This window comes from Arthrobacter sp. Sr24 (genome assembly GCF_054511175.1).
This window is the reverse complement of the sequence record NZ_JBTNDB010000008.1, coordinates 1-26,399: the sequence shown is the minus strand read 5'-3', so window position 1 is coordinate 26,399 and position 26,399 is coordinate 1. Positions and strand designations below refer to the sequence as shown.

Genomic DNA, 26,399 nt, shown 5'->3' with positions numbered 1-26,399 from the left:
CGCCATGAGCGCCTCAGATATTTTGTCCCAGACCGCTAACCCCGGACCCCGCATGGTCGAAATCGACATTGAAGGCATGACCTGTGCCTCGTGCGTCAGCCGGGTTGAGCGCAAGTTGGGCAAACTCGAAGGCGTCAGCGCTTCCGTGAACCTCCCGCTGGAATCAGCCCAGGTCACGGTCCCCGCCGGCATTACCGATCAACAAATCATCGACACCGTCAAGGCCACCGGCTACAAGGCGCGCCTGAAGAACCCGCCCGCCAAGCCCGCCATGAAGCACGACGCCGTCACTCAGGACGCGCACGACTCTCACCTGAGTGCCACGTCAGAACATACCGACCACGGCATGCATCAAAGTCATCAAAGTCACCAAGGTGGCCGCAAGGACAAGGACAGTCACGAAGGCCAAGACCACATGGCCCATGGCGGAACGGCAGCCACGCTGCGTCCGCGCCTAATACTGGCCGCGATCCTGACCGTTCCGGTCTTTTTGGTCTCCATGTTCCCGGCCTTGCAATTCCCGCATTGGGGTTGGGTTGCAGGCATCTTGACCCTGCCCGTCGTGACGTGGGCGGCCTGGCCCTTCCACCGCGCCGCGGCCATCAATGCACGCCACTTCGCCTCCACCATGGACACCCTGGTGTCTATCGGAGTCAGCGCGGCGTTCATCTTCTCCGCCGTCGAGTTGGCGCTGGATCCGACGATGACCCAACATGGCAATGCCATGGCCGGCCACGCTCCTCTGTACTTTGAGGTTTCCGCCGTGGTGGTCACCTTCTTACTCTTGGGCCGCTACTTGGAAGCCAGGGCCAAGTCGAAGGCTGGCGACGCGCTCAAGGCGCTGCTCAGCTTGGGCGCCAAAGAAGCTACGGTGCTGCGCAATGGCGTTGAAGTGAAAATCCCTGCCGGAGACCTGACGGTGGATGAGATCTTCGTGGTGCGCCCCGGAGAAAAGATTGCCACGGACGGCGTCGTGACCGACGGCACCTCCGCCATTGACACCTCGCTGATCACCGGCGAATCGCTACCCGTCGACGTCTCCGCTGGAGACAATGTCACCGGTGCAACCATCAATACGGCTGGCCGGCTGCTGGTTCGCGCCACCCGCGTCGGCAGTGAGACCACGTTGGCCCAGATGGGCAAGCTCGTCAGCGCGGCGCAGGCCACCAAGGCGCCGATCGCCCGGCTTGCGGACCGCATCAGCGCAGTGTTTGTGCCGATTGTGCTCGTCATTGCCGTGCTGACGTTCGTGCTGTGGCTGCTGATCAGCGGCGATATCCAATCAGCCTTCACGGCCGCCGTTGCAGTGCTGATCATCGCCTGCCCATGCGCCTTGGGCCTGGCCACACCGGTGGGCCTGCTTACCGGTACCGGCCGCGCCGCCCAGTTGGGCATCCTGATCAAGGGCCCGCAGGTCCTGGAGGATACCCGCGTTGTGGACACCATCCTGCTGGATAAGACCGGCACCGTCACCGAGGGCCGTCTCTCAGTGGTCGACGTCGTTCCCCTCACCCAGGTCCCGGCCGCCGAGATCCTGCGTTTGGCAGGGGCGGTTGAGTCCCACAGTGAGCACCCCATTGCGCACGCCATTACTGCGCATGCCCGCGATCAGAGCGGAAATGCCCTTCCCGAGGTGGCCGACTTCATGTCAGCTCCCGGCGGTGGCGTACGTGCCGTGATCGATGGCCGCACCGTGCTGGCCGGAAGGGCAGGCTGGTTGGAGGAAAACGCCGTCGAACTTTCCGATAGTGCACGGGCCGAGTTGCTCAACCAGCAGCAACGCGGCACCACCGCCATTTGGGTGGCTGTTGATGGCGAAGCGGCCGGGCTCATTGCTCTCAAGGACACCATCAAGGCTGGCTCCAAGGCAGCCATCGCGAAGCTGAAGGATTTGGGGCTGCGTCCCATCTTGCTCACTGGCGACAACGTTGCCGTGGCTACCCAGGTGGCTGCAGCGGTTGGCATTGCTGCCGAGGACGTCTTTGCCGATGTGCTCCCTGAGGGCAAGGTTGAGGCCGTCAAGAAGTTGCAGGCCGCTGGCGCTACCGTAGCCATGGCGGGCGACGGCGTCAACGACGCACCTGCCCTGGCACAAGCAGATCTGGGCATCGCTATGGGATCCGGCACGGATGTGGCCATCGCGGCGGCAGACCTCACCGTCATGGGCAGTGATTTGGGTCAGGTTGTCACGGCGATCGCCCTGTCCCGCAGGACGCTGGGCACCATCAAGGTGAACTTGTTCTGGGCCTTCTTCTACAACGCCATCGGCATCCCGGTGGCAGCATTCGGACTGTTGAACCCCATGATTGCCGGGGCCGCCATGGCAGCCAGCTCCGTGCTGGTAGTGGCGAACTCGCTACGGTTGCGCCGGTTCGGCCGGTAGCTTTTCGGCCGGCAGGGTTTCGGCTGGCCGCAGATCAGCAGTAGCAAGCTCAACAGGGTAGCTTGGCCCGCGGCTGGAGGATCCTCGCAGATCGTCCAGCCGCACCAGCACCACCCCGCCCATGATGGCCACACCACCGAGAAGTTGAATGAACCGGGGCATTTCGCCGAGCAGCAGCCAGGCCCAAATCACGGCAAAAAGCACCTCGAATAGCGCCACAAATGACGCCACTTTGGACCCCAGACCGCGGGTCGCCACAATACCCATCAGGTAGGCGAAAACGGTGGTGCCCAGCACCAATCCCAGCACCGGCACCAGCCAATGCACCGGCGTCCCGGCAAATACCGGGTCGGCAAAAGTGAAGGTCATGGGCAGCACGCCCACCACGCCGAGCCCCACGATCATTGCCGCACCCACCGCCATGCCGCCGCCAGCCATGAGAACGGGCGGGACGTCGTCGTCCGTTTTGGCGGACATGACAAAATACACGGCCGAACAAACTGCCGCGGCCAACCCCCACAGCACGCCCTCGACACTGACTTTTTGGCTGCCCGCAAGATCGAGCACCAACACCAGCCCCGTCATGGCGCATACGGCACCAATAATGGTCAGCGCGCGCGGCCGGCTCCGCGTCATGAGCCAGGCCCAGCCCACCAGCAGCACCGGCGAGAGGTATTCCAGCAGCAGCGCCACCCCCACCGACAAGTGCTGCACTGCGTTGAAGTAGAACAGCTGGCATAACGCGATGGGCACCACACCGTAAATCGCGATCCGCCCCAGCGAGCCCTTGACCTTGGACCAGCGCCGCACCAAGGTGATGATCACAGGAATTAGAAGCACGACGGCGGCCCCTCCAATGCGGACAGCAACAGCCGCCCCTGGGGTCCAGCCGACATCAAAGAGCGACTTTGCGGAGGGTCCCGAGAGTGCGAAGGCCGCCGCAGATATCAGAGCCAACAGGAGTGCCGGCGAGGCCAGCACCGTGCGTGAATCAGCTGCGGGTGCGCGGAAGATGAAGGGTGAAGTGGTCATGGCGGTTCCATTTGTCAGCAGTAAAGAGCGTTAGACTAATGACATTACGCTCGGCCAATGTCAGGAGTCAACATGGTCTTTAGTCATGACACGGAAATGGCGCTGCTCTCTGCCGTTAATCTGATCAACACCGCCCCACTTTCACTTGCGCAGGACGGCTCCGTGACGGGTCCGGACAGGCTGGAAACCGTGGCTGAACTGGATGCCTTTGTGCTGCGGGAACAGTTTTCAGGATCACGCGAGCATAGTGAGGGCGAGGTCGCCGCGGTGCGTGAAATGCGGCAGGAACTGCGCGGTATCTTCACCGCGGATGAGGGAACTGCAGCCGATATGGTCAATGGCCTACTGGCCCGAGCACAGGCGCTTCCGCAGCTCGTTAAGCATGACCAGTGGGATTGGCATTTGCATGCCACAGCACCTGCGGCACCGCTCGCCGAGCGCATGGGAGTGGAGGCCGCCATGGCCTTGGTCGATGTGATTCGCAGTAGGGAGCTGGCCCGGCTGAAAGTGTGCGCCGCACCGGATTGCCGGGCAGTGGTGATCGACCTGTCCAAGAACCGCTCACGCCGGTATTGCGATACCGGCAACTGCGGTAACCGTGCCCACGTGGCCGCGTACCGGCGTCGTCAATCAGGCCTTAAATGAAACCGAACGGTGAGTAGTTGCGAATGTTTGCGTGAAACATTCGCAACTACTCACCGTTCGAGGAGGGAGAGGGCACTACTTCATAGTTCCTGCAGAGACCGAGCCCTGGAGCTGGCGCTGGAACAAGACGTACATGATCAGCACTGGGACGATCACGATAATGGCAGCGGCGAAGAGTGCGCCGAAGTCCACCGAGTAACCCATTTGACCCGCATACCGCGCAATACCTTGAGAGAGGACATAGTTCTCTTGCTTGGTGTTGATGGCTACAGGGATCAGGTACTGGTTCCACAAGCCAAGGAAGTTGAAGATGGCCACAGAGGCCATCCCGGGCTTGGCCATAGGCAACATAACCTGGAAGAAAGTACGCCATTCACCGGCACCATCAATCTGTGCAGCTTCGGCAATTTCACTAGGGAGAGCCTTGAAGAATGAGAACAGGAAGAAGACGGTAAAGGGCAGCGCGAACGCGACATAAACAATGATCAGACCTGGCAGCGTGTTCAACAGTCCCATGTTCTGAAGAATGAAGAACAACGGCACGATGGCCAGAAAGATCGGGAACGTCAGGCCGGCGAGCATTAGGTAGTAGATGGCACGCGAACCGGGAAACACATAGCGGGCCAAAACATAGGCGCACATGGCACCGAGTACCATCACAATAATTAGGGCAAAGCCCACAACAATGACCGTGTTGAAGAAGTACTTGCCAATGCCGGCTGTGTTCCACGCATTGATGTAGTTCTCAAACTTCCACTCCGCAGGGAGCGCCAAAGGTGAAGAAAATATTTCCGTGGTCGTCTTGAAGGAGGACAATAAGGTCCAGCCCAACGGGACCAGGACCAACAGAGACCACAGGGTGAGCATGGTGTGTGAAACGCCAGCAACAACCTTGTCGCCCTTGGTGTCCTGCCCCTTGCGCTCAACATGGTTCAGTGGTGCATTTTTACTCAGTTTAAGGGACATTACTCAGACACATCCTTGCTGCCGCCGGTCCAACGGTTCACCAGGAATACCAGTGCCGAAAAAATCAAGGTAATTACCGCCAGCACCACACCCATTGCACAGGCCATACCGAACTGACCCTTACTAAAAGCCGTGCTGAACAGTTTCTGCGACATGACGAGGGTGGAGTTCGCAGGCCCACCGGTGGAGTTCAATACGGACATGTACACGAAAGCATCCAGAGCCAAGATACCCATATAGACGTAGGCTGTCTGAATATTGTCACGGATTAGCGGAATCGTAATGTTGATGGCCGTTCGTAGCCGTCCAGCGCCGTCAATTCGCGCTGCTTCGAAGGTTTCCGCGGGAATGCCCTTAATAGCTGCAATGAAGAGGATCATGTAGAAGCCCACAAAACCCCACACAATAACGAACATGGAAGCAACCATGGCTGTGCGCTCATCGCCGAGCCAGGCAAAGTCCTTGGCATTATCAATACCAATACCCGTCAAAATACCGTTAAGCAAACCATTGCGTGGATCGTAAATCTGAGCCCAGATAATACCGATAACAACGGCAGGAATAACGTAAGGGAAAAAAGAGATGACGCGGTAGAAACCCGAGCCAGCCAAACCCTTGATCTGTCCGCGGCTGCTTCCACCAATAGTGACAAGACTAGCCAAAATTAGGGACAGAATTACTGTAATTACAGGCAAAAAGACTGCCAGGATGACACTGTTGCGCACCGAAATCATGAAGATATCGTCATTGAACAGCTTGACATAGTTGCCAAAACCCACGAACGGCATATTGTTGTCGAAGCCGCTCCAGCTGGTCATAGAATAGTAAATCGCCTGAACAAATGGCGAGATCACGAAGACCAGATAGATCACCAACGGCAGTCCCAAAAAGACTGCCATGAAGCTGATCTTATCGAATGTCAGTTTCTTCCGGCGCCGCCGGGTGGGGGCGACAACGCCACCACCCGACTGCACTGCATTTGTTACTTGAGTCACTTCACTTCAATCTTTGTCACCGAATCGTCATTGGCAACTTTGTCGGTGATGCCCTGCAGAGCCTTGGTCAAGCCAGCAACATCGAGCTTGCCATCCAAGAAGGAGTTCCACGGAACAAGCTGGTCACCGTTCATGCCGTAGGTGTCAACGAAGTTCCAGGTGAAGATATCCTTGCCAGCCTTATCCAGCATGTCGGTCTGAGAAACCAATGCGGTGGAACCGAATCCGTCAGCCGGAACGGTGCCCTTGACCACGGTGGGTGCCAGCTTCTCCTTGGCGAAGTTAGTCGCAGCTTCCTTAGAGAGCATGGTGCGCAGCAATTCCTTACCCGCTGCAACGTTTGCGCCATCGGAGGGAACAATGAAGGGCTCTCCGCCTGCTGAGCGAACGCCCGTCTGGGCGATCTTCGGGCTGGCGGAGACAACGGGAACCGGAGCGCCCGTCATTTCGAAGCCAGCCTTGGTCTGATCCTTCATCTCGTTCTCGATCCAAGAACCGGACGGGTAGAGCAAGGCTTCCTGGCCATTGGACCACTGTGCCTGTGCTGCGGTGAAGACCGTGCCTGCGCCGCCGGGGACAAACATGCCAGCCTTGACGATCTTCTCCAAGGCAGTGAAGACGCTCTGGACGGCCGGCAGCGACCAGCAGTCGGGCTTGAGGTTTTCCAGAGAGAGGCGAACTTCGTCGCCGCCTTCCTTGATGGCTGATTCGATCGCCATGGTCTGGTAGTACGTGGCGGCTTCCTTGCCGAAGACGAACAGGTACTTGCCCTTCTCCTTGGCCTTGAGGCCGAGCTCGTAGGCTTCGTCCCACGTGGTGGGGACAGTCCAGCCGTTTTCCTTGAACAGGCTGGCGGAGTGCCACCATGCGTACACGGTCAACACGTAGTTGATGGCAGCAAGCTTGCCATCGAAGGTGCCCGGAGCCAGGACGCCATCGAACAGGGTGTCGGCGATCTTGGTGCCTTCGAGGTTACTGGCATCAATGACGTCTTGCAGGTCCGAGAGCTGGCTCAAGATCGTGCTGAAGCCAATGGACTTTGCACCGGAGTTATCGATCAGATCGGGCGGGGTCTTGCCAACAAAACGGGGCTGCAGTTCCTGAGCGATGTCAGTAGAGGGGTTGATAGAAACTTCCAGCTCAGGGAAGTTCTTCTTGACGATGTCGCCAGCGAACTCAACGTAGTCGATACCGTAGCCGCCATTGAAGATGACGGCGTCAAGCTTGCCGGTTGCGGCTACGCCAAACGGGTTCTTCGTGGGGTCAACGTCGCCACCGGGGGCAGCTGACGTCTCATTGGTTGTACCGCCGCCAGCGCAGGAAGCCAGGGCTCCACCTAGGGGCAAAAGTACGGCGGTTGCCAAGGCACCGCGGAGGAATCCACGACGTTGCAGCGGCTTATTCTGAATACTCATTTTCTTTACTGCCTTCCATTGATGGTATGAGCGCTAATTCGGTACTACTTTGTACTTGGTTAGTACGTTCACTGCATTTCACTGCAATTCATTCGATTGACTTCACGCGCTGTAGCGGTCTTCAACTTCAGTGCTGTTGGAATCACGCCTCACGCCTGAGCCGGCCAATATACTGGCCCACCAGTGCGGTATTGTGTTCGTCCCCGCCCGGGATATTTGCCGAAATATAGATGGGCGGTTTCTTCCCCGCACGGACTAGACATTGGACAGTCTCAATGGTCAACAGTTGCGCAATGTACGCAGCAGTGATGGATGAAACCGCACCAACACCTCCTCCGCCGGAAACTTCGAGGGTCGTGTCACCAAAAGGCGCTCTGTTATCGATAACAATATCGGCAATCTCACTGAGGCGCATACCCGAAGGGTGCTTTGTCTCGACAGCATTGCTGTGCTCCAGGCTGGTAACCGCAATGACAGTGTGCCCACGTTCCTTGGCGGCAATTGCCAAGCCCACGATCGAACCATTGACCCCAGAGTTGGACGCGATCAGGAATATGTCACGAGGATCCACCAGGGACAACTTGAATAGTTCCTCAGCAACTCCGGTGTCCCGCTCCAGCGCCGAGCCCTCCAGGGAGTCCAGCGCTGAAACATCGCGATTACCATGGAGCACCAGATCGCGAAGAGCAATCTTGCTCGTGGGGATCAGTCCACCAGCGCGTCCAGCGATTTCCATAGCAAAGGCCTCGGAATGACCGGTACCGAACGCTTGGATAACACCGCCCTTGCTGAGAGTCTCAGCCATTGCGGCTGCCGCCTCGGCTACGCCGCCAGCAAGCGCCCATTTAGTGATGGCGTCAAGCCGCGAGGAAACCTCTAGTCCGTAAGTGGCAATGGAATCAGACACGCTCTTCGCTCCTTCCGGTGTTGCGCGGTCCCCTGTGGGCATTCAGCTCAATCCGAGCTGCCCGCGTGGGGCGTCGATGGGGGGAGACGGCCATGGCGGAGGCTGCTAATTTTGATGTGGTTTGGGCAAAATTCACTTGGGCTACCAACAAATAAATCAAGTCCAGAACAAGTAGCTGAACGTGCTTAGCGGAGAGGTCATCCGGCTGCAAGAACTGCTCGTGCACCGAGGTGATGATGGCCTCGTCAGCGCTCTCCGCCAGGGGTGAGCCCGGATTATTACTGAGCGCAATGGTCAAAGCGCCAGCCTCACCCGCCTCACGAAGCATCTGCAATGTTTCTTCAGTGCGCCCTGTGTTCGAGATTCCAATGGCCACTGAGTTTGTGTCCTGGATGGCCGCACTGGTCAAGCCAGCGTGAACCTCGGACCAGTGGTGGGCGTTGATGCCAATCCGGTAGAGGCGCGATTGCAGTTCTTTAGCCATCACGGCACTGCCACCAATGCCATAAATATCCACATGCGAACTCATGGCAATCCGGCGGGCAATCTTGTTCATCAGAGCAAGATCCATGACAGCGGCAGTTTCCTGCAGTGAACGCGTATGCGCATTCACCAGCGTGCTCAGAACATCGCGAGGAGAATCGTCGGGCCCAAAAGCCCGGCCAATATCCGCCTTCCACGATTCACGAGCATCACTGCGGCCGAGATCGGAAGCAATACTCACCCGGAACGGAACATAGCCCGCGTACCCCAGCAATCGGCAGAACCTGGTCACCGTGGCAGGTGAAGTCTTGGTTTGCTCCGCAAGTTCCATAATGGAAAGCTCCAGTGGCGCCTGCGGGTGCTCCAGGAGATAGGAACCGATTTTTGCCATGGCCGCCGGCATGTCAGGTAGTTTGGCCTGAATGCGGTTCACGACGCCAGCAGTAGAGACCACTGCGTGAGGAGTCATGGAGGCTGGCATGTGAAAATCCGTTTCTTCTGGGTGGCTACATAATGAAAACTATTATCACCGAGGATGTAAGTCAAGTCACACCTAGACACAGAATGGTAACGATGCATAATTACCTTGCAATAGACGCCGGAGGCACCTCCACTAGGGCCGTTCTCTTGGACGCCTCCGGACATTGTTTCGGTTACGGGACAGCAGGCGGAGGAAACCCGGTTTCTCGGGGTTTTCCAGTGGCCATAGAGGCCTTGGCTCAAGCCACCGCCAAGGCCATGGGAGGGTCCCCGAAGCACATCTCGGAAGCCCTCCTGGCTATGGCCGGAGCGTCACTGGAATTACCGAAAAATTTGTTCCGCGACCGCTTCGCGACACTCGGTCTCACTGGAAATGTCATGATTGAATCTGATTTATTGGCCGCCTTTTACTCTGGAACCTATCAAGATGACGGCTGCGCTTTGATAGCCGGAACCGGAGCCGTAGGCGCCCGCATCTCCGGATCCGAATTGGCCGCAGTGGCCGACGGCATGGGGTGGCTGCTCGGTGATAATGGTTCAGGGTTTTGGATGGGCCGAGAAGTGGCACTGGCAGTTGCCGCAGCACTCGACGGCAGGGGCAGGCCGACTACCCTGACCGCACTCCTGTTGGCTGAACTCGGAATCCCACTGGATTCATCACATCGAAGTCAGGGCCGGCTGCGGGCTCAGCAGCAACTGATCCTGAAGACTTATGAACTGAGCCCAATCGAGCTATCACGCTTTGCGCCGCTAGTTTTTACTGCTCGCGGGGACGCTGTTGCCACTGAAATCGTTGACCAGGCTGCCCGGCATCTGGCCCAGACACTCCTAGCCGTAGCCGGCTCCGGTGGCGTTAATGACGCATTGGATCGGTCAGTGACTGAGGCAGAATTCGCCGCTCAACCACTGGTGTTTGGTGGCAGTGTACTGACTAAGGGGGGAACGGTTGCCGCAGCGGTGCTGGATCAGCTAGCCACAGCAGGCGCCAGAACTGCGGCGGTCCCAGCCCTAGTTGAGGACGGCGTGGTGGGCGCGGCAGTTCTAGTCCTCAAGCGCAATGGCATTGAAGTGGACGCGTCAGTTTTTGCCCGGATCCAAGGGAGCCTAGCGGCCCTGCGTGGCTAGGCTCCGCATGTTTGGCGGCCCTGCGTGGTTAGTGGTGTCCCTTGCGTGACTAGCAACAGACGGCAGAATCCAGCGAGATGCGCAACTGCCGCACTTACGGCTCTGAGCGGCTTAGCTGACAGCGACCTGCGGAGGCTTACTGAGCTTACTTATTTTCCTTCACCATCACCGGCAGAGGAGGCGGAGTCATCTCCGGCGGTTTTATTGCGCTGAGTGGCTTCCGCAGACTTCTTGGCAGCCTCAGCCGTAGCCTGCGCCAGCCGGTCAGAGGACTTGCGGTAGACGCCTGAGCCCTCACTAAGGGATGGATCATTTTCCTTGTGCCCCATGACCAACAACGAGGAAATCAGCAGCGCCACTACAAAGGTGATTCCGCAGGCAATGCCTGCCAGGTCCCAGCGCAGGCCATATTGCGTGCCGCCGGAAGCAAAAATTAAGGTCAGAATACCTGCGACGGCAGCCAGCGCAGCCGAAAAGCTCAGCGGGAGCTTGATGGAATTGGCTGACTGGGGGTTCTGCGGCTCTTCACTGCCCACAATTGATCCTTTACTTTGGTTGGTGTATCGCGCACCACACGTTTCTACGCAAAGTAGAACATCTGACTACAAGCTTACTGGCTTACTGGCTTTTTAGGACTGCTGCCATCATGGCGCAGAGTCAGCGCTGATAGTGCCCACAAAGCACCTGTCATCAGCGCACCACCTCCGGCTACGCCCATCAACGCGTGAGGACCGACCGCTGCATAAAATGGCAACAGAATACCTGTCCCCAACCCCAAAACTCCGGATATCCGCCAGTCGCTGGTGAGCGCCAGCTTCGTCCCGGATACTGCCGATGACTTACGTAGACCCACGAAGAGCTCCGAAGCACCAAGGAAGGCTAGGGCCACGCCACCCAGCCAGGCGGCCATCGCGGTGTTCGCTGAAATCGCTACGACGACGCCGCCTACGGCCAAAATCCCCGCTGCACCCTGAAGGACGAACCTGCGATTATCCCCGCCCGGCAGGGCTAGAACGCGAATCACACCGTACTGGGCCGCGGCAGAGGCAAGAAAGTATGCGCCCAAAGTCAGGCTCAGTCCAAGCGGCCCAGGAGCAGCCCAAAAGACTGTTGTTAGCCCGAAGGCCAAGGTGACAATCGCCCGCAACATCACCGGCCACCACAGTAGTGGACGTCCGGAAGTTAAAGAATTGACATGGGCAGGCTGGGGCACGGCTGTTTCACTCACCCATCAAGTCTAGCCGCGACCAGCAGGAACGCCGGTCTGCATCCAACGCCCCGTTCGCGCACGCAATCCCAGCGTCAAACCCCGCGCCCCCATGTACCCCACACTGAAGGCTGTCCAGACCCAGAACATGCCCGCAACAGTGTCACCAAAAGCCAGTTGAGTCACCCAATAAAGCATCGGCAGGTAGATCACCAGGTTGGCCAAGCCCGCTAGTGCCAGATAGCGAGCATCCCCTGCCCCGATGAGAACTCCGTCAAGGACAAACACATAACCGGCGAGCGGCTGCCCCACAGCTAGGACCAGAAGTGCCGCCGCTAGTGCCGCGTGGACGCTGGGATCAGTGGTGAAGATCCAACCCACTACCCCTGAAACAACCGCGAGCCCCACACCTGTCAGAACACCAAATCCCAACCCCCATCTCGTCATGGTCTTGGTCAGACGCCGTACTTGAGCAACGTTGCCGGCACCGAGCTCTTTGCCAATCAGTGCCTGCGCGGCAATGGCGAGCGCATCCAACGCGAACGCCAAGAAGCTAAAAATTGTCATGGCCAGCTGGTGAGCTGCAAGGTTAACCGGTCCTTGCGCCGTCACGACCACCACAGTCACCAAAATGGCAGCACGCAAGGACAAAGTGCGGAGCATGAGCCAGCTCCCCACTTGGGAGACCGTCTTGACGCCACGCCAATCCGGCCGCAGCCCCACACCATGAAGGCGGGCAGCGCGCGCCACGATGACAAGGTAGACGGCTGCCATCCCCCACTGGGCAATAACTGTGCCGGCTGCGGCTCCACCCACCGAGAAGCCAAAACCATAGACCAACACAAAGTTCAGCACGATGTTCAGTCCAAAGCCCGCCGCGGCCACGATCAGCGGCGTTTTCGTGTCCTGCAGTCCACGGAGGACTCCCATGGCTGCCATGACCAGCAGCATGGCCGGAATCCCTGCGAGACTAATCAAAAAATATTCCTGCGCGTACTCCAGGACCTCACCGCGAGCCCCCATGGCGGCGAGCAGGTACCCGCCCGTCAATATGCCAAGGACCGTAAGTACCACTCCGAGGATGGCCGCCAACCACAGGCCGTCCCGTCCCACCGCTAATGCTTGAGCATGCCTGCCCGCCCCCAACAGGCGCGCCACAGCAGGCGTGGTGGAATATGCCAAGAACACCATAAGCCCGACGACGGTCTGCAAGACTGTTGCTGCAAGTCCGACGCCGGCCAGCTGGGGAACACCTAAATGTCCAACAATGGCCGAGTCAGCCAGCAGAAAGAGCGGCTCCGCGATGAGGGCTCCGAAGGCCGGGATCGCCAAGCCCCGGATGGCCCGGGCTGTGGAACGGCGGGCATTCTGCGCGCTGTCCGGCGTCGAATCTGTCTTAGGCATGATTCAACAGTATCGGCTGGCTAGATACCTTGAGGTTCTAGCAGTTCTCCCATGATGTGCTGTAGAACGCTGATGACCTGAACCACAGCTGCACGTTCCATGGCTTCAGGCCGAGCCAGAATATCAACACGCCGGCCCAATCGTGGCTCGCGGAGCGGGAGAAGAACCAGATCGGAAAAATAGCGCCAGTTCACCAGATAGCGCGGCATCAAGGACATGCAGTCGCCCTCCTCAACTAGTGAAGCGGCCACAAAGAATTCATTGATGCGATGGGCCACCTCAACCTCCTCCCCCGCAATGCTTCCGATCATTTCAATAGCCCCCTCCCGGGGGAAGCCACGGTGCACCGAAATCCACCCTTCACCAAGAAGGTCAGCAGGTTTCACACACTTTCGCTGAGCCAGCCGATGCCGCACATTGACCGCCACATCCAACGGCTCATAGGCCAACTCGGTGGGCGATCACCAGATCATAGTCAGCCGCAAGAGCGGCAAAATCCCTCTGCGCTACGTCTTGATCGACGAGGTGCACCATGGGTCCGCCACGATCTCGCAGAGCTCGCTCGAGCGGGCCGAAGAAGACGAGTCCGGCGCTATGAAAAGCAGCCACGGTGGCCGCACACAAAGCAAGTCCAGCAGCGGTGAGAGCCGTTCGTCGGCCTACTTTGTAGGTGAGCGCTGTCCCGGCTTGGCGTTGAAGTGCAGTGAGTTGTTGAGAAACGCTCGACGCCGTTACCTCCAACGCTTGTGCCGCTGCGGCGATGCTTCCCCTGTCATGCACCTCTATGAGGGCGCGTAATTGAGTAGTTCAAACTAATGCATTAGGTACCAAATCAGCTCTTTTTCTTTGGTATTTATGCGCAGATTATTGGAAGGTGAAAAGTACATGGGATCGCCTCAACGTTGATATTGCGCTTCTCGCCGTGGCTTTTGTCTGGGGTAGCAGTTACTCGGTGGCGAAGGACCTCACAACCGTGAGGGGTGTCCCCGCAGTCTTGGGCTGGCGCATGCCCGGCAGAGCCGAACTGTGGACAGGAGTCCTTCTGGGATTGACCCAAGCGACCGTGCTTTTTCTGGAAACCTTTGGTGCGGCTCATACTCAAGCCAGCAACGCCGGGCTCGTGATCAGCCTAACCGTCATCTTTACGCCCCTGCTCGATTCAGCGGCGTCACGGAGGTGACTGCCGCCGTCGTTCTTCATTGCGGCGACCGTCTCAGTAGTGGAGGTGGCACTCTTGGTCACCGGAGGCGGTTTCCGCGCCCCCACTGTCGGTGACGCGCTCACGCTCGGGGCGGCGGCGGTGCGCGCGGCGCACGAAACCTTGATGGGATCATTGACGGCCAACAAGCCCTACAGCTCCATCACGGTGACCTTGATTCAGTCCGTGATCTGCGCACTGGTGGCTATAGCCTTTCGCTCCACCGAGACTCTCGGCTCGGCCGCACACTTCTCAACATGGGAACCGAACCCGTCTGGGCTGTCGCGATGGGCGTTGGCCTAGCTGGCGAAACCTTAGACTGGTTGGGCGCACTAGGCGCCATCCTAATTGTTGTTGGTTGCTATGCAGGGCAAAAAATCGAGTCACGCTTCAGGGCTAAACGGAGCGCAAGAGCGGGGACCGCAGGCCCCCGCTCCCCAGTTCAAGTGGACAGCAGCTAGTAGCCGCCACCGTTTTCACTGGCCATGTTGGCAAAGCGTGAGTAATGACCCTGGAATCCCAAGACGATGGTCTTGGTGGGGCCGTTACGGTGCTTGGCGACGATCACGTCAGCCTCACCAGCGCGGGCCGATTCCTTATCGTAGATGTCCTCACGGTGCAGCAGGATGACCATGTCAGCATCCTGCTCAATGGAACCGGATTCACGAAGGTCCGAAACCATGGGCTTCTTATCGGTTCGCTGCTCAGAACCACGGTTCAGCTGCGACAGGGCCACTACGGGAACCTGAAGCTCTTTGGCCAGCAGCTTCAAGGCACGCGAGAACTCGGAAACTTCCTGCTGACGCGATTCCACGCGCTTACCCGAGGACATCAGCTGCAGGTAGTCAAGGACCACCAGCTTCAAATCATGCTGCTGCTTCAGCCGGCGGCACTTTGCCCGAATCTCCATCAATGACATGTTCGGGGAATCGTCAATGAACAAGGGCGCATCGTTCATCCGGCCCATGGTGGTGGCAATCTTGGACCACTGATCGTCCTTGACAGTTCCCTTACGTAGATCCTGCAGACTGATGGTGGCCTCAGCCGACAACAGTCGCATGGCAATTTCGTTCCGGCCCATTTCTAGGGAGAACACCACGGTAGCCATATTGTGGTCAATGGCTGCCGAGCGTGCCCAGTCAAGGGCAAAAGTACTCTTACCAACGGCCGGTCGGGCTGCAATGACAATCATCTGTCCGGGGTGTAGACCGTTGGTCAATTCATCAAATTCGTAGAAACCGGTGGGCACACCGGTCATGCCTTGACCCTTGTGACCAGAGGCCTCAATTTCATCCACGGTGGATTCCATGACGTCCTTGAGCAGCACGTAATCCTCAGTGGTGCGGCGTTCTGCCACAGCGAAGATCTCGGCCTGGGCGGCGTTGACAGTGTCTTCAACTTCGCCGTCTTGGGCGTAGCCCATCTGGACAATCTTGGTGCCGGCGGTGACTAGCCGGCGCAGGACCGCGCGTTCGGCCACAATCTCAGCATAGAAGCCGGCATTGGCTGCGGTTGGCACGGACTGGATCAGCTGGTGCAGGTAGGCGGCGCCACCAATTTTGGTGATCTCGCCGCGCTTGGTCAGCTCATCGGCAATGGTAACAGCGTCGGCAGGTTCACCGCGGCCGTAAAGGTCCAGAATGGCTTCGTAGATACTCTCGTGCGCTGGGCGGTAAAAATCATTTCCGCGCAGAACCTCAACAACGTCGGCAATGGCGTCCTTGGAGAGCATCATGCCGCCCAAGACGCTCTGTTCGGCCACTAGGTCCTGTGGTGGAGTTCTCGCGAAGTCCGGCTCTCGGGAGGTGTCCCTTTTGTCCATGGCTGGAGCTGACATTTTGGTGCCCACTTTCTGCCCAGCTGGTGCGGGCCTTTTATCATCTTGCGATGACACATTCTTGTGTTGCTTCTCCTACTTACCAGCTGATACCGACAAAGTTGTCAAAAGTGGAGGCGTTCTTTGCAACGTTAGACGCACAAATGCCATCTACCAACCCCGTTGTCTACCCCGCCTGTGGATAACCGGTGCATTAACTGCCCCTGCTTGTGCACAGGATGGGGATAACCATGTGGACAACTCGGATGAATGGCCATCGAACAGCCTCTGACCAGCGCAAACAGTGTCCACCCCCTGTGGATTACTGCATTTTTACGAAGATGCTTCTTCTCACATCACACTGTGGACTATGTGGTTAACGAAGATATGCCGCGGGGATATCCACAGACATATGTCGCACTGTGGATATCCCCGCGGCATATCTCCACCGTGGCTCCTTTAGAGGCTTACTGTCGCTTCTATGCGCGCTTGGGCATGTGCTTCCATCTCCACCTAGCCACGAGGAAGGCTCCGGTAGCTAGCCTCAGCAGGCCCAAAGACAGAGCCACCGCAACCTCGCTAGCACCGGATTCGGGCAGATCCACCTCAGCCGCGGCGTCTCCACCAGGAGGAACCACTGCCGGCGCTTTGGCGCTCTGAGTTGAACTCGGCGAAGCACTAAAGTGCTGCTGGCCGTTGGCTGAAGCGCAGCCCAGGCAACCTGTGCTGACAATATTGCGCGCCTTACCATGGTCGATAGTGACCCAATGCGGAAGAGGCGTCGATCCGGCGCCCCTTGCCGAGGTCCATCCTGGCTACTATTCACAGTCCACCAAGTTGCTGGCAGGTCTGTCCTCCGAAGGGGTTTCTTCGCTACTGAATCAGGTGACGGTCATGGCCCAGCAGAGGACCTGTGTGAGCATTCCTTCGGCGGGTTCGGTTGGAGTGGTGTCCTCAGTAACTTCCTTCTTCACACTGAACTCCTGACAAGTGACCCACTTATTGTTGTTGGTGCCATCCATGCTCGTGGCCATACTTGCTCTGGTGATGCGGCCGTTGAGTTGATGGGGAGGGGTGCAGCCGGCAGCGTTCAGCGTCATGGTCGAGCCCAGATCAATGTTGGCCCAGTGTGGCGTCGGGATTGAGCCAACACTCCAAGTCGTGTGCCACGGTGTGCTGACCCTGATCTCGCTCACATCAACACAGGGACTGATCCTCGAGTCAGTGACAACCATGCTGTATCCGGCGGAGAGTGTTGCACCGCCACTGGTCAAGGTAGCCGCGAGCTCCACCGCAGCCGAAGGTGACAGTCTAGGTTTGCTCCTGAAGGTGGTCTGCGCTGAGGTTCCCTGAGCAACTGCGGGGGCGGCAATATCAGTGCCTGAAGTTGCATGAGTCATGCTGAACTTGCCGTTGAACATCTCTGAGCGGACCGACAGCGGGCCGGAGGTGGCGGACCGAAACTCAGCGCCGGTGGCCCCGTTGGCCGGGAGCACTGGTAGTGCTTGGATTGCTGGCAGCAGGTCACTAGCGGTGGACTGCGACAGCAGTAGCATCGGCACCCGTGATCCCGGTGAATTCAAGGCCCGCAAACACTGCAAGAGTGCACACCACGGCGAGCGGCTTGGCAAAAGTTTTTTCGCATATTTGGCAGAACCATAATCCCTCCACAAGAAATGGGCGCCCGGCCGAAAGGAGCCCTCCCGAACGCACGATAATACGGGTATCCAGCGATGCGACCCACTCCAATACATCCGATCTCTGGTACCCATAGGTGAAGTCGCGAGCCCGGCCTGGCCTAAAGCTAGTAGCCACCCACAGGGACTCAATCCGAGAATTCAGGCCAAGAAAATCAGCCAGCACTATGCTGATAGCAAGGACAGGAGAAAGCTCCCATGGATGCACGCCCCACCACCGCAAAAACCAAATCCGCCAACAAAACGATTCGCACTGGAGTGGACCCCGTGGACTTCATTGACACGGTGGATACCACGGCTGTGCGCCGCGATGATGCCCGCACACTCATGGCGTTGCTGCAGGAGGTCACGGGTCAGTCACCCTACATGTGGGGGCCCAGCATCATTGGCTTCGGCGAGTACCACTACACCTACGCCTCGGGCAGGGAAGGCGACGCACCCGCCGTCGCCTTTTCACCCAGAAAGGCCAACCTGGTGGTTTATGGGCTGAGCTATCCGCCAGCCGCCAGGCCGCTTCTTGAGAAACTGGGGAAGTTCAAGGAGAGCGTGGCTTGCGTGTACATCACCAAACTGGCGGACGTGGATCTGACGGTGCTGCGTGAGCTCATCGCCATGACTTATGAGCATGCCACCACCGCAGACATCCAATCTTTACAGTCCCAGCGCACACACTAGGGGCAGCAGCGGCGCAGACCCGAAAACGCCAAAAAAAGGCCCGGCCCCCATCAAGGGGACCGGGCCTTTTGAAGCAGTGCAGCGAGACTAGTTCGCTACAACGTTCAGGGTGATCGTCGCTGAAACATCGTCGTGCAAACGAAGAGTTGCAGTGTGCTTGCCAACCGACTTGATGTGGGCGGGCAATTCGATCTTGCGCTTGTCAATGTTTCCGAGACCTGCAGCGGCAACAGCCTTTGCAACGTCATCAGCCTTGACGGTACCGAACAGACGGCCTGAGGCGCCTGCCTTGACCTTGAGAACAACAGCGTTGGCCGAGAGGGCAGTTGCCTGCTCCTGTGCAGCTTCAACGCTTGCGTGTGCGTGAGCAGCACGTGCAGCCTTGATGGCTTCAACCTGCTTCTCACCACCCTTGGACCAGGTCAGTGCGAAGCCGCGGGGCAGAAGGAAGTTACGTGCGTAACCGTTCTTCACCTCAACGATGTCGCCAGCGGCACCGAGGCCGCTTACTTCGTGGGTCAGAATGAGCTTTGACATGTTTAGTTATCTCCCTTAACCGCGGCCAGCGCCGGAGTAGGGCAGCAGTGCAACTTCGCGGGCATTCTTGATTGCCTGTGCGATCTTGCGCTGCTCCTGAACGGTGACGCCCGTGACGCGGCGCGCACGGATCTTTCCGCGATCAGAGATGAACTTGCGCAGCAATGCTACGTCCTTGTAGTCGATGACGGTAACGTCAGCGGCCTTCAAGGGGTTGGACTTTGGTTTGGGCTTACGGAGTTCAGCCTTAGCCATCGTGGAGCTCCTTAGTATTCGTGGAGCCCGTGGATATTAATCCGCGGGATGGTGTGCGTACGGCGGTTGCCGCACAAATAAATTTAAATCTTTTAGAAGGGAGGCTCGGAGCTATCCGGGCCTGCGCCCCAGCCGCCAGTTGTTCCACCGGGCGTAGCCCAGGGATCAGCTGCCGGTGCGGATTGTGGCTGCTGCTGTTGACCGCCGCCCCAAGGAGCGTTTCCGCCACCCTGTGAGCCGCCGCCGAAGCCGCCTTGTCCTCCGCCAGCGTTGCCGCCGCCGAAGTTTCCGCCCTGGCCACCTTGGTTGCCTTGGCCGCTACCGAAGTTGCCCCCACCCTGAGTGCCGGAGCGCTGGGTGCGGTTAACTTTGGCATTGGCGTAACGCAGCGAGGGGCCGATCTCGTCGACCTCAAGCTCCATGACGGTGCGCTTTTCGCCTTCTTTGGTGTCGTAGGTCCGCGACTTCAGCCGGCCTTGAACGAGTACACGCATGCCCTTTGTGAGGGATTCGGCAACGTTCTCGGCCGCTTCGCGCCAGATCGACGCGCGGAGGAACAGCGTTTCGCCGTCCTTCCACTCGTTACTCTGACGGTCAAAGGTCCGCGGAGTCGACGCAATGGTGAAGTTCGCTACTGCTGAACCGCTCGGGGTAAACCGAAGTTCTGGATCACTGGTGAGATTACCAATGACCGTGATAGTGGTTTCGCCTGCCATCTGCTCCTGCTTCCTGCTTGGTGGTTTCCTACAAAGGAAAAACTAAAGAGAGTTGACCGAAATTACTCGGCAACAACCTTCTGCTCTTCCGGACGGGTGATCTTGGTGCGCAGGATGGTCTCATTGATACCAAGCAAGCGATCAAGTTCCTGAGCGGTAGCAGGCTCAGCGGTGAAGTTCACCACTGCGTAGATACCTTCAGACTTCTTCTGGATGTCATAAGCCAGGCGACGACGGCCCCAGATGTCAACCTTTTCGATGGTTCCACCATCGGTGGTGATGACATTCAGGAACTTCTGAAGCGACGGCTCAACGGTACGCTCATCAACATCGGGGTCGATGATTACCATCAGTTCGTAAGGACGCATATGTGAACCCACCTCCTTTGGTCTAGGCGGTTACGGCATTTCCGTAACAGGAGGTTCATTTGCATTACCTGTGCGGCGCGGCCACTCAGCGAGTGGTCCCGATGCCAGCACAGACTTGTCCATCTTACCGTAAGTACGACGCCGGCTACTCACCCCTGTGCGTAACTCTCACCACACGCTGCTCTCGCCGCCGGGAGCCACCACTTCGCGCGCCGCACTTAGGCCCTCCCGTTCCCCCACCCGCGCGTTCATCCGCCCGCGCCCTCCCCGCCATCTCCCCGCCCGCCCGCGCCCTCCCCGCCATCTCCCCCTCCCGCGTTCATCCGTGAGAAAAGGTCGCTTTCCCCCCGCGAAAGCGACCTTTTCTCACGGATGAACGCCGCGTACCGCGAACCTCACGCTCGGACCGGGTGCAGAACCGGCGGAATACGCCCCGCTATGCCTTAAAATGGAAGTAATCTCGTCTCCCTTTTAAGAAGTTTGCGAAAAGGCCCTCACATATGCGCTCCACTGACAACGCCGTTGCGCAGTGGCATGCGCAAAAACAGCTGCGGTTGAGCCCGGCATGGAAGCTTCTTCAGGGTGCACCATGGACACTGGCGTTCCTTCGGGCGGAATTCACGGCCGCCACACAACGTGTGCCGCTCGAGGAGTTTCACGCCGATCTAGCGGACTTCATGAAGGAGTTGCGGGAAGAAAACCTCAGCCTCAATGAGGCTTGGCAGGCGTCCCATTACGCTGATTCTTGGGTTCGCAGCCAGTTCTTGGCCCGGCCCATGGTGGACGGCAAGTTCCATTACGAGCCCACTGCGGCTACTGCCCGCGTACTGGCCTTCATAGACACTTTGGCCGGACGCCACACCAATTTGAACAGCTCTCGGCTGAGCACCCTGCTGAACAGCATTGAGACGTTGTCTCTGCAAAGTGATCCCAATCCGGAATCTCGCATTGCCGCCCTCGAGGCGGAAATCCTGGATCGCCAAAATGAGATCACGGCGTTGAAGAACGGTGCCAACCCGGCGGTACTCTCCAACGATTCCGCCGTTGCCGCCACACGCAGCGTGCTTGATCTGGCAGCCAGCCTCCCTGCGGATTTCAAGCGAATGCGCGATGGCGTTGAGGTCATGTTGCACTCGATCCGCACCGAAATCATGGAATCCTCCCTCTCCAAGGGCGTGGCCGTCGGACAGGTACTAGCAGGAGACAAAGCCCTGCGCGGGACGGCTGAGGGCGAGACGTTCCGCGGTTTCACTGAGTTCCTCAATGACCCGGTGCAGCAGGCCAGGTTTCGGCAATCGGTCAATGAAGTGCTGGAACGGGACTTCACGGACGCTCTCACCGCAGAGGAACGCAACAACCTCGCCTCGCTGGTGCGGGAGATGCGCCGGCAAGCTGAAGAAGTTCACGCTATTTATGGCCGCTTGTCCGAGAGTTTGCACGCCTATGTTCAATCTGCCGAGTTCCAAGAGTCCGTGCTGCTGCGCAAGGCCATCCACGCCGCAGAGCTGGCGGTGGCCACGGCGCCACTGGGATCCCGCACGCCAGTGGTGGCGCCGCTACTGTACTCCCCCAACTTTGAAACCTTGGCCGGGTTAGGCATCTTCAACCCTGAAGACCATGTGCCGCCACCCAAGCTAGCGGCCCCGCCAGTGTTGAGCGATGCCGATATTCACCGCACCCCAGTCACGCCGGCGCCGGACATGCCCAAGCTGCTGGCCGCCGTCGAACATGCCAGGGAAACCCGCAACGGCAGCGCCACGTTGGCGGATGTCTATACGTCCCTGCCAACGGAGCTCCAGCACATCAATACCATTCGCGGGCTGATTCTGGCCGCGCGCGGATCCAGTGACAGCATTCACCCGGACCAGACCGAAACTTTGACATTCACGCAGATCGACGGGACCACGCGCACCGCAACCGTCCCCCTGTTCACGTTCACGAAGGACTGACGCCATGAGCACCGAGCGCACACTTTTTCCCGGCGATACCGGCTCTTTTCCGCTGGACATGCGCCAGGCGCTGGTCCGGCTGCTGCGTGGACCGTACATTGACGGGACCGCAGATCCGGCGCTCTGGACCACCATCCTCACGCACGCGGTCTCGTTGCAGCAGTACCTGAGTGAGATTTTCTTGCTGCTGAGCGTTGATACTGAGCGCAAGATCGCGCTGCTCACTCCGGCTGAGATCGATGCTGTTCACACGCAGCCCATCGTGGCTAGGAAACCGCTCCGTCGCGAAGAGACATTGTTGGCGCTGCGCCTGCGGGTGATGCTGGATCGGCATGCTGGATCGGGGACCGATGTGAGCATTTCTCGCGATGGTGCCCGCGAAATTCTGGCCGAACACCGCCAGCCCGGCGCCGTTGATGACAAGCGCATGGATGAGCAGACCGACGCCGCGCTGGCCAGGCTGCTGAACCTCAAACTTATCCTGCCTACTGAGCTCCCCCACGAATACCGGGTCAGCAATGCCCTTGCCTTAGCGCTACCGTTCGATTCCATTGAACAAATTCCGGCCTATTTGGCCGCCCTAGACCAATCCACGGCCGATTCCCTGGACCTCGAGTCCGACCAGCCAGCTGAGCCCTTGCAGGAGATCTTCTAAGTGAGCATTGCAACCACCCTGCCCATTGGCGAAGAAATCAACCCCGGCCAGTTCCGGCTGAGGCAAATCCAAATCATCAACTGGGGCACCTTCCACGGACGCCACAGCATGTACGTGGACCGTGCCGGCACCTTGCTCACCGGCCATCCGGGCGTGGGAAAATCCACCCTTTTCGATGGCATTCAGCACATTTTCTACGCCGCCCCGCGCCTCAATGAATCTGCGCACGACGCCTCCAACCGCAAGGACCGCCGCACCACCTTCAGCTATATGCGTGGGCGCAAGATCAAGACGGTCGACGGCGTTGAGTACCAACGTCCCAGCGCCACCTGGAGCGCCACGGCCTTGGTGTTTGAGGACGGCTTGGGCCGCCATGTCACCATTGCGGCGCTATTTGATCTGCCCGCCAATGGGCTTGAAGGTCAGGTGGGTAAGCACTATTTGATTCACAACAAGCCCTTGGACACCGAGGCGCTGGAGAACCACGGCAGCCGTCGCTTTTCGCCGTCGTCCCTGCACGCGGCATTGCCCGGGGCCGAGGCCTTCGATGTCCACAAGACCTTTGCCGAGCGGTTCCGGCGCAAGCTGGGCATCCATAACGACAAGGCTTTCAGCCTGCTGCGCACCTTGCAGAACGGCAAGGGACTGGACAAGGGCGTCAACCGGTTCTTCCGCTACGAGGTACTGGACAAGCCGGCTACGCTCACCGCAGCCGCGGCGGCCGTGGAAGACTTCAGCCACCTGAGTGGAATTTACCGCCAGCTCGAGGACGCCCGCGGACAGCGTGATGCCCTGGCCCCAGTGCCGGAACTGCATGAAAAACTGCGTGAACTTGCAGCACAGCATGACCGCACAGTTGAGCTAAAAAATATTCAGCTGCCCCGCTTGCGCCAGCAATTCCAAGGTGAATTGTTAGCAGCCCGGGCTGTTGCACTGACGGAAGCGCAGACGCTCAAGCGGGCCGAGATCTCCTCTGCAATGCACGCCAAGGATGCCTTGAGTGAGACCGTTGCAGCACTGGCTGGCCAGCATGCCAGCCACGGCGGGCAGGCTATCGATAGTTTGGAGAAAGATATTCGGGCCGGCAAGCGCGAGCTGGCCGAGCGGGCACGTCTTGAAGCATCCGTGCGGGATGAACTCGACAGCGCCGGACTCGTCTATGACTGGAGTGCGCAGGGCCTTGCCGCTGCACGCGCGGCGGCAGCAGCCGGCGTCGAACATCAACAGGAGGAGACCTCCTCGGCGCGTGCCCTCGAGTACCAGTCCGTGGCGACCAGCGTAAACGTCAAGGCGCAGGAGGCTGCACTACGAGCCGAGATTACCGCCTATCAGCGCCGTGGATCCAACATTGACTCGCGCAGTGCTGCCGCCCGGCGCGCCATTTGCGCCGCGACCGGCTTGGACGTTGAGGACATGCCGTTCGCTGGTGAGCTCGTGGATATTGGCAGCGAGCACGGTGCGTGGCGCCCAGCGGCGGAGAAGGTGCTGCGCTCACTGGCTACCACGTTGCTGGTCCGTGGCGCCGATATCGCCGCCGTGACTGCCGCCATCAATTCCCTTGAGGGGCATGGAAAGCTGCGCTGGATCGATCTCGGCGTGCCCGCGAAGCCGGCCAAGGCTGGGCGCGCGCACCTTGTCACCAAACTTGATTTTCACGCCTCCGACGCCGGATCCTGGCTTCGCGAGAAGATCGCCGGCGACTTTGCATTCACTTGTGTGGACGACGATGCGCAGCTGCACGATCACGGAAAGGCAGTTTCCCGGGCTGGAACGCTGAAGCTTAGCTCGTCGCTGTTCGAGCGGGACACTCGCACCATCAACCCTTCTGACTACCTGCTCGGGTTCAACAATGTGGCCAAGATTGCTGAACTGGAAGAGCAAGCGGGGCTCCTCGCCGCCGAACAGGCTGCTGCGGATGCCTTGGCAACGCAAAGCAGCTTGGCCAAGGACAGCTCGTCGCGCAAGTTATCTACTCTTAAGCGGATTGCCGAAGATGACAGGAGCTTCGAGCAGTTGGATTCGGCGGCACATGCTGCATCTCTTGCAGGGTTGCAGGCAACGCTGGAACAGACCATTGCCGGCAGCACCACACTGGCACAACTGCGGGATTCCCTCACGGCCGCCCAAGCTGAACTAGAAGCGGCAGTGGGCCGCGTGGCTGTGCTGCACCACGATCTCTCCAGTATTGAGAAGGACCTAGCTTCTGTCCAAAGCGTGCTAGCTGGAGGATCCCCTGCGGGATCCCCTGCAAATACAGCAGAGGACTGGGCGCAAGAAGCATTCGCTCCTTATCTAAGTGACGGTGAGCCCGCCACTTTGGACGAGCTAGAGGTTCTTTTGAGCCATGTCGCTGTGGACTTGAGTGAGCGCATTGCCACCATCAAGGAGCGTCAATTCCGCACGGAAGGGGCACTGAACGAAATCTTCAAGGCCTTTGCCCGCCAGTTCGGTCCTTCCATGAGCGCAAGCCATGGCGCGGGCGCGGAGGCCGCACCTCACTACGAAGAATTGTATGCGCGCATCGTTTCCGATGGACTGCCGCAGCGCCAAGACGAATTCAAAGAATATTTCAACAACCGGTCGTACGAGCGCTTTTCTGACCTCTTGCAGCTACTCGAGGAAGAACGCCGCTCCATCGAGGAGCGCATCCTGCCTCTGAACCAGATCTTGGAGGATGTTCCCTTTGAGAAGGGGAGCCGCCTGCGGCTGGAGGTCAAGACCAGCATTCCGGAGGAGGCGCGAGTATTCCGCCAAGAACTCAAGGAGGCGCTGGGTAACGCTTACACTCAGGCCACCGAGGAAACCATGGCTTCGAGTTATCAGCAGCTTGAGCGTTTGGTGAATGCTCTGGCAGATCCAGCGTTGGCCCATTGGGCTGATACCGTCTTGGATGTACGTCAGCATGTCACCATTAGCTGCAACGAACACCGGCCTAACGGTGAAGTTGAGATGGGCCTAGAACCCGGTACCCTCTCTGGTGGCGAAGGTCAGCGTTTCACATCCTTCATCATGGGTGCCGCGTTGGCCTATCAGCTGGGAATCGATGTACAGGGATACAGCACCTACGGCACCGTCATGATCGATGAGGCCTTCATTCAGGCCAACTCTGAGTACGCGGGGGCCGGCATCAATGCGTTGCAGGAGTTCGGCTTCCAGCTCCTACTGGCCGCACCTGAGGACAAGGTTGACCTGTCCAGGCATCTAGGCTCGGTCACGGACATTATCAAGCACCCACAGGCCAACGTCTCAGGTTTTGTTTCCACGGGTCAGTCCCCTGCGACGGCCACGGATATTATCCTGAGGTAGTGGCGCTAGGCGGCGCCGGTGGGTCCCACAGAGCGCCGCCTAGCCGCGATAGCGTGAGCGCCGTTAAACAGGTGTGGCCACCGCGTGGGTGGCCGTTACTTGTTTGTTAATGTGGGGAGGCCCCGCACTGTGTGCGGGGCCTCTACCCTTACTGGTTGTCCGGCGGTGTCCTACTCTCCCACATC

General features: G+C 58.9%; 25 protein-coding genes and 1 pseudogene. 9 read left to right on the top strand and 17 right to left on the bottom strand.

Annotation, left to right across the window (positions count from 1 at the left end; all coding sequences use genetic code 11):
• The first annotated feature begins 4 nt into the window (after positions 1–4).
• Entirely contained in the window at positions 5–2,383 is a 2,379-nt protein-coding gene (locus ACX80D_RS07460) for a heavy metal translocating P-type ATPase (protein WP_459322014.1), read from the top strand.
• On the opposite strand, the gene ACX80D_RS07455 is transcribed toward ACX80D_RS07460, so the two are convergent.
• Entirely contained in the window at positions 2,357–3,415 is a 1,059-nt protein-coding gene (locus ACX80D_RS07455; RefSeq protein ID WP_459322013.1) for an EamA family transporter, read from the bottom strand. The two genes, ACX80D_RS07460 and ACX80D_RS07455, sit on opposite strands and share 27 nt — an antisense overlap.
• Positions 3,416–3,487: 72 nt before the next feature.
• On the opposite strand from ACX80D_RS07455, the gene ACX80D_RS07450 reads away from it, so the two are divergent.
• Complete coding sequence (locus ACX80D_RS07450) at positions 3,488–4,060, top strand: CGNR zinc finger domain-containing protein (protein ID WP_459322115.1); 573 nt, start codon at positions 3,488–3,490, stop codon at positions 4,058–4,060.
• 75 nt (positions 4,061–4,135) lie between these two features.
• Here ACX80D_RS07450 and ACX80D_RS07445 read toward each other — a convergent pair whose 3' ends face one another.
• The 5 genes from ACX80D_RS07445 to ACX80D_RS07425 all read right to left on the bottom strand — a co-directional run bounded on the left by ACX80D_RS07445 (position 4,136) and on the right by ACX80D_RS07425 (position 9,307).
• On the bottom strand, positions 4,136–5,026 hold the full coding sequence (locus ACX80D_RS07445) for a carbohydrate ABC transporter permease (RefSeq protein ID WP_459322012.1): 891 nt from the start codon (positions 5,024–5,026) through the stop codon (positions 4,136–4,138).
• A complete protein-coding gene (locus ACX80D_RS07440) occupies positions 5,026–5,925 on the bottom strand; it encodes a carbohydrate ABC transporter permease (RefSeq protein WP_459322114.1) in 900 nt (299 codons plus the stop codon). Before ACX80D_RS07440 ends, ACX80D_RS07445 begins: the two co-directional genes overlap by 1 nt.
• Before the next feature lie 92 nt (positions 5,926–6,017).
• On the bottom strand, positions 6,018–7,436 hold the full coding sequence (gene ngcE / locus ACX80D_RS07435) for an N-acetylglucosamine/diacetylchitobiose ABC transporter substrate-binding protein (protein WP_459322011.1): 1,419 nt from the start codon (positions 7,434–7,436) through the stop codon (positions 6,018–6,020).
• A 142-nt stretch (positions 7,437–7,578) separates the two neighbouring features.
• Positions 7,579–8,343: a sugar isomerase domain-containing protein gene (locus tag ACX80D_RS07430; RefSeq protein ID WP_459322010.1), complete on the bottom strand. Its 765-nt coding sequence runs from the start codon at positions 8,341–8,343 to the stop codon at positions 7,579–7,581.
• Positions 8,336–9,307, bottom strand: a complete 972-nt coding sequence (locus tag ACX80D_RS07425) for a MurR/RpiR family transcriptional regulator (RefSeq protein WP_459322009.1) — start codon at positions 9,305–9,307, stop codon at positions 8,336–8,338. Before ACX80D_RS07425 ends, ACX80D_RS07430 begins: the two co-directional genes overlap by 8 nt.
• Positions 9,308–9,399: 92 nt before the next feature.
• Here ACX80D_RS07425 and ACX80D_RS07420 point away from each other — a divergent pair, with 92 nt between their 5' ends.
• The gene (locus ACX80D_RS07420; RefSeq protein ID WP_459322008.1) at positions 9,400–10,431 is read left to right on the top strand and encodes an N-acetylglucosamine kinase; all 1,032 of its coding nucleotides are present in this window, start codon (positions 9,400–9,402) and stop codon (positions 10,429–10,431) included.
• A 149-nt stretch (positions 10,432–10,580) separates the two neighbouring features.
• Here ACX80D_RS07420 and ACX80D_RS07415 read toward each other — a convergent pair whose 3' ends face one another.
• The 5 genes and pseudogenes from ACX80D_RS07415 to ACX80D_RS07395 all read right to left on the bottom strand — a co-directional run.
• Positions 10,581–10,967, bottom strand: a complete 387-nt coding sequence (locus ACX80D_RS07415; RefSeq protein WP_459322007.1) for a hypothetical protein — start codon at positions 10,965–10,967, stop codon at positions 10,581–10,583.
• Positions 10,968–11,041: 74 nt separating this feature from the next.
• On the bottom strand, positions 11,042–11,659 hold the full coding sequence (locus tag ACX80D_RS07410; protein WP_459322006.1) for a hypothetical protein: 618 nt from the start codon (positions 11,657–11,659) through the stop codon (positions 11,042–11,044).
• Between the two features lie 9 nt (positions 11,660–11,668).
• Positions 11,669–13,042 carry an MATE family efflux transporter gene (locus ACX80D_RS07405; protein ID WP_459322005.1) on the bottom strand — a complete coding sequence of 458 codons (1,374 nt, stop codon included), beginning with the start codon at positions 13,040–13,042 and terminating at the stop codon, positions 11,669–11,671.
• Positions 13,043–13,062: 20 nt separating this feature from the next.
• Positions 13,063–13,458, bottom strand: a complete 396-nt coding sequence (locus ACX80D_RS07400; RefSeq protein WP_459322113.1) for a LysR family transcriptional regulator substrate-binding protein — start codon at positions 13,456–13,458, stop codon at positions 13,063–13,065.
• 22 nt (positions 13,459–13,480) lie between these two features.
• Positions 13,481–13,834: pseudogene (locus tag ACX80D_RS07395) on the bottom strand (helix-turn-helix domain-containing protein); the annotation flags it as partial.
• Positions 13,835–13,916: 82 nt separating this feature from the next.
• Between ACX80D_RS07395 and ACX80D_RS07390 the strand changes: the two are divergent.
• Positions 13,917–14,222, top strand: a complete 306-nt coding sequence (locus ACX80D_RS07390) for a hypothetical protein (RefSeq protein WP_459322004.1) — start codon at positions 13,917–13,919, stop codon at positions 14,220–14,222.
• A gap of 54 nt (positions 14,223–14,276) precedes the next feature.
• Complete coding sequence (locus ACX80D_RS07385; protein ID WP_459322003.1) at positions 14,277–14,543, top strand: hypothetical protein; 267 nt, start codon at positions 14,277–14,279, stop codon at positions 14,541–14,543.
• A gap of 154 nt (positions 14,544–14,697) precedes the next feature.
• Here the strand turns inward: ACX80D_RS07385 and dnaB are convergent, their stop codons facing one another.
• On the bottom strand, positions 14,698–16,077 hold the full coding sequence (dnaB, locus tag ACX80D_RS07380) for a replicative DNA helicase (RefSeq protein ID WP_363843929.1): 1,380 nt from the start codon (positions 16,075–16,077) through the stop codon (positions 14,698–14,700).
• Positions 16,078–16,937: 860 nt separating this feature from the next.
• The gene (locus tag ACX80D_RS07375; RefSeq protein ID WP_459322112.1) at positions 16,938–17,612 is read right to left on the bottom strand and encodes a discoidin domain-containing protein; all 675 of its coding nucleotides are present in this window, start codon (positions 17,610–17,612) and stop codon (positions 16,938–16,940) included.
• Between the two features lie 339 nt (positions 17,613–17,951).
• Here ACX80D_RS07375 and ACX80D_RS07370 point away from each other — a divergent pair, with 339 nt between their 5' ends.
• Positions 17,952–18,428 (top strand): DUF1801 domain-containing protein, encoded by a 477-nt coding sequence (locus ACX80D_RS07370; protein WP_459322002.1) that lies wholly within the window; start codon positions 17,952–17,954, stop codon positions 18,426–18,428.
• A gap of 87 nt (positions 18,429–18,515) precedes the next feature.
• Here the strand turns inward: ACX80D_RS07370 and rplI are convergent, their stop codons facing one another.
• From rplI to rpsF, 4 genes are all read right to left on the bottom strand, one after another.
• Positions 18,516–18,965 carry a 50S ribosomal protein L9 gene (rplI, locus tag ACX80D_RS07365; protein WP_459322001.1) on the bottom strand — a complete coding sequence of 150 codons (450 nt, stop codon included), beginning with the start codon at positions 18,963–18,965 and terminating at the stop codon, positions 18,516–18,518.
• Between the two features lie 15 nt (positions 18,966–18,980).
• On the bottom strand, positions 18,981–19,220 hold the full coding sequence (gene rpsR / locus ACX80D_RS07360) for a 30S ribosomal protein S18 (protein WP_005273147.1): 240 nt from the start codon (positions 19,218–19,220) through the stop codon (positions 18,981–18,983).
• Positions 19,221–19,312: 92 nt separating this feature from the next.
• Complete coding sequence (locus ACX80D_RS07355; protein ID WP_459322000.1) at positions 19,313–19,936, bottom strand: single-stranded DNA-binding protein; 624 nt, start codon at positions 19,934–19,936, stop codon at positions 19,313–19,315.
• 62 nt (positions 19,937–19,998) lie between these two features.
• Positions 19,999–20,304 (bottom strand): 30S ribosomal protein S6, encoded by a 306-nt coding sequence (gene rpsF / locus ACX80D_RS07350; RefSeq protein WP_459321999.1) that lies wholly within the window; start codon positions 20,302–20,304, stop codon positions 19,999–20,001.
• Positions 20,305–20,804: 500 nt separating this feature from the next.
• Between rpsF and ACX80D_RS07345 the strand changes: the two genes are divergently transcribed.
• From ACX80D_RS07345 to ACX80D_RS07335, 3 genes are read left to right on the top strand one after another with little or no spacing between them, the layout of a single operon-like run.
• Positions 20,805–22,253 (top strand): DUF3375 domain-containing protein, encoded by a 1,449-nt coding sequence (locus ACX80D_RS07345; protein WP_459321998.1) that lies wholly within the window; start codon positions 20,805–20,807, stop codon positions 22,251–22,253.
• Between the two features lie 4 nt (positions 22,254–22,257).
• Positions 22,258–22,908, top strand: coding sequence for a DUF4194 domain-containing protein (locus ACX80D_RS07340; protein WP_459321997.1), 651 nt, complete (start codon positions 22,258–22,260; stop codon positions 22,906–22,908).
• Positions 22,909–26,214 (top strand): ATP-binding protein, encoded by a 3,306-nt coding sequence (locus tag ACX80D_RS07335; protein ID WP_459321996.1) that lies wholly within the window; start codon positions 22,909–22,911, stop codon positions 26,212–26,214.
• Positions 26,215–26,399 lie beyond the last annotated feature (185 nt).

Coding starts and splice junctions, on each gene's coding strand:
- ACX80D_RS07375 (WP_459322112.1), bottom strand. CDS start 17,612: ATGCTACTGCTGTCGCAGTCCACCGCTAGTGACCTGCTGCCAGCAATC.
- ACX80D_RS07445 (WP_459322012.1), bottom strand. CDS start 5,026: ATGTCCCTTAAACTGAGTAAAAATGCACCACTGAACCATGTTGAGCGC.
- ngcE (WP_459322011.1), bottom strand. CDS start 7,436: ATGAGTATTCAGAATAAGCCGCTGCAACGTCGTGGATTCCTCCGCGGT.
- rplI (WP_459322001.1), bottom strand. CDS start 18,965: ATGTCAAAGCTCATTCTGACCCACGAAGTAAGCGGCCTCGGTGCCGCT.
- ACX80D_RS07370 (WP_459322002.1), top strand. CDS start 17,952: ATGGATGCACGCCCCACCACCGCAAAAACCAAATCCGCCAACAAAACG.
- ACX80D_RS07355 (WP_459322000.1), bottom strand. CDS start 19,936: ATGGCAGGCGAAACCACTATCACGGTCATTGGTAATCTCACCAGTGAT.
- ACX80D_RS07405 (WP_459322005.1), bottom strand. CDS start 13,042: ATGCCTAAGACAGATTCGACGCCGGACAGCGCGCAGAATGCCCGCCGT.
- ACX80D_RS07425 (WP_459322009.1), bottom strand. CDS start 9,307: ATGCCAGCCTCCATGACTCCTCACGCAGTGGTCTCTACTGCTGGCGTC.
- ACX80D_RS07345 (WP_459321998.1), top strand. CDS start 20,805: ATGCGCTCCACTGACAACGCCGTTGCGCAGTGGCATGCGCAAAAACAG.
- rpsR (WP_005273147.1), bottom strand. CDS start 19,220: ATGGCTAAGGCTGAACTCCGTAAGCCCAAACCAAAGTCCAACCCCTTG.
- dnaB (WP_363843929.1), bottom strand. CDS start 16,077: ATGTCAGCTCCAGCCATGGACAAAAGGGACACCTCCCGAGAGCCGGAC.
- ACX80D_RS07455 (WP_459322013.1), bottom strand. CDS start 3,415: ATGACCACTTCACCCTTCATCTTCCGCGCACCCGCAGCTGATTCACGC.
- ACX80D_RS07340 (WP_459321997.1), top strand. CDS start 22,258: ATGAGCACCGAGCGCACACTTTTTCCCGGCGATACCGGCTCTTTTCCG.
- rpsF (WP_459321999.1), bottom strand. CDS start 20,304: ATGCGTCCTTACGAACTGATGGTAATCATCGACCCCGATGTTGATGAG.
- ACX80D_RS07460 (WP_459322014.1), top strand. CDS start 5: ATGAGCGCCTCAGATATTTTGTCCCAGACCGCTAACCCCGGACCCCGC.
- ACX80D_RS07440 (WP_459322114.1), bottom strand. CDS start 5,925: ATGGCAGTCTTTTTGGGACTGCCGTTGGTGATCTATCTGGTCTTCGTG.
- ACX80D_RS07450 (WP_459322115.1), top strand. CDS start 3,488: ATGGTCTTTAGTCATGACACGGAAATGGCGCTGCTCTCTGCCGTTAAT.
- ACX80D_RS07420 (WP_459322008.1), top strand. CDS start 9,400: ATGCATAATTACCTTGCAATAGACGCCGGAGGCACCTCCACTAGGGCC.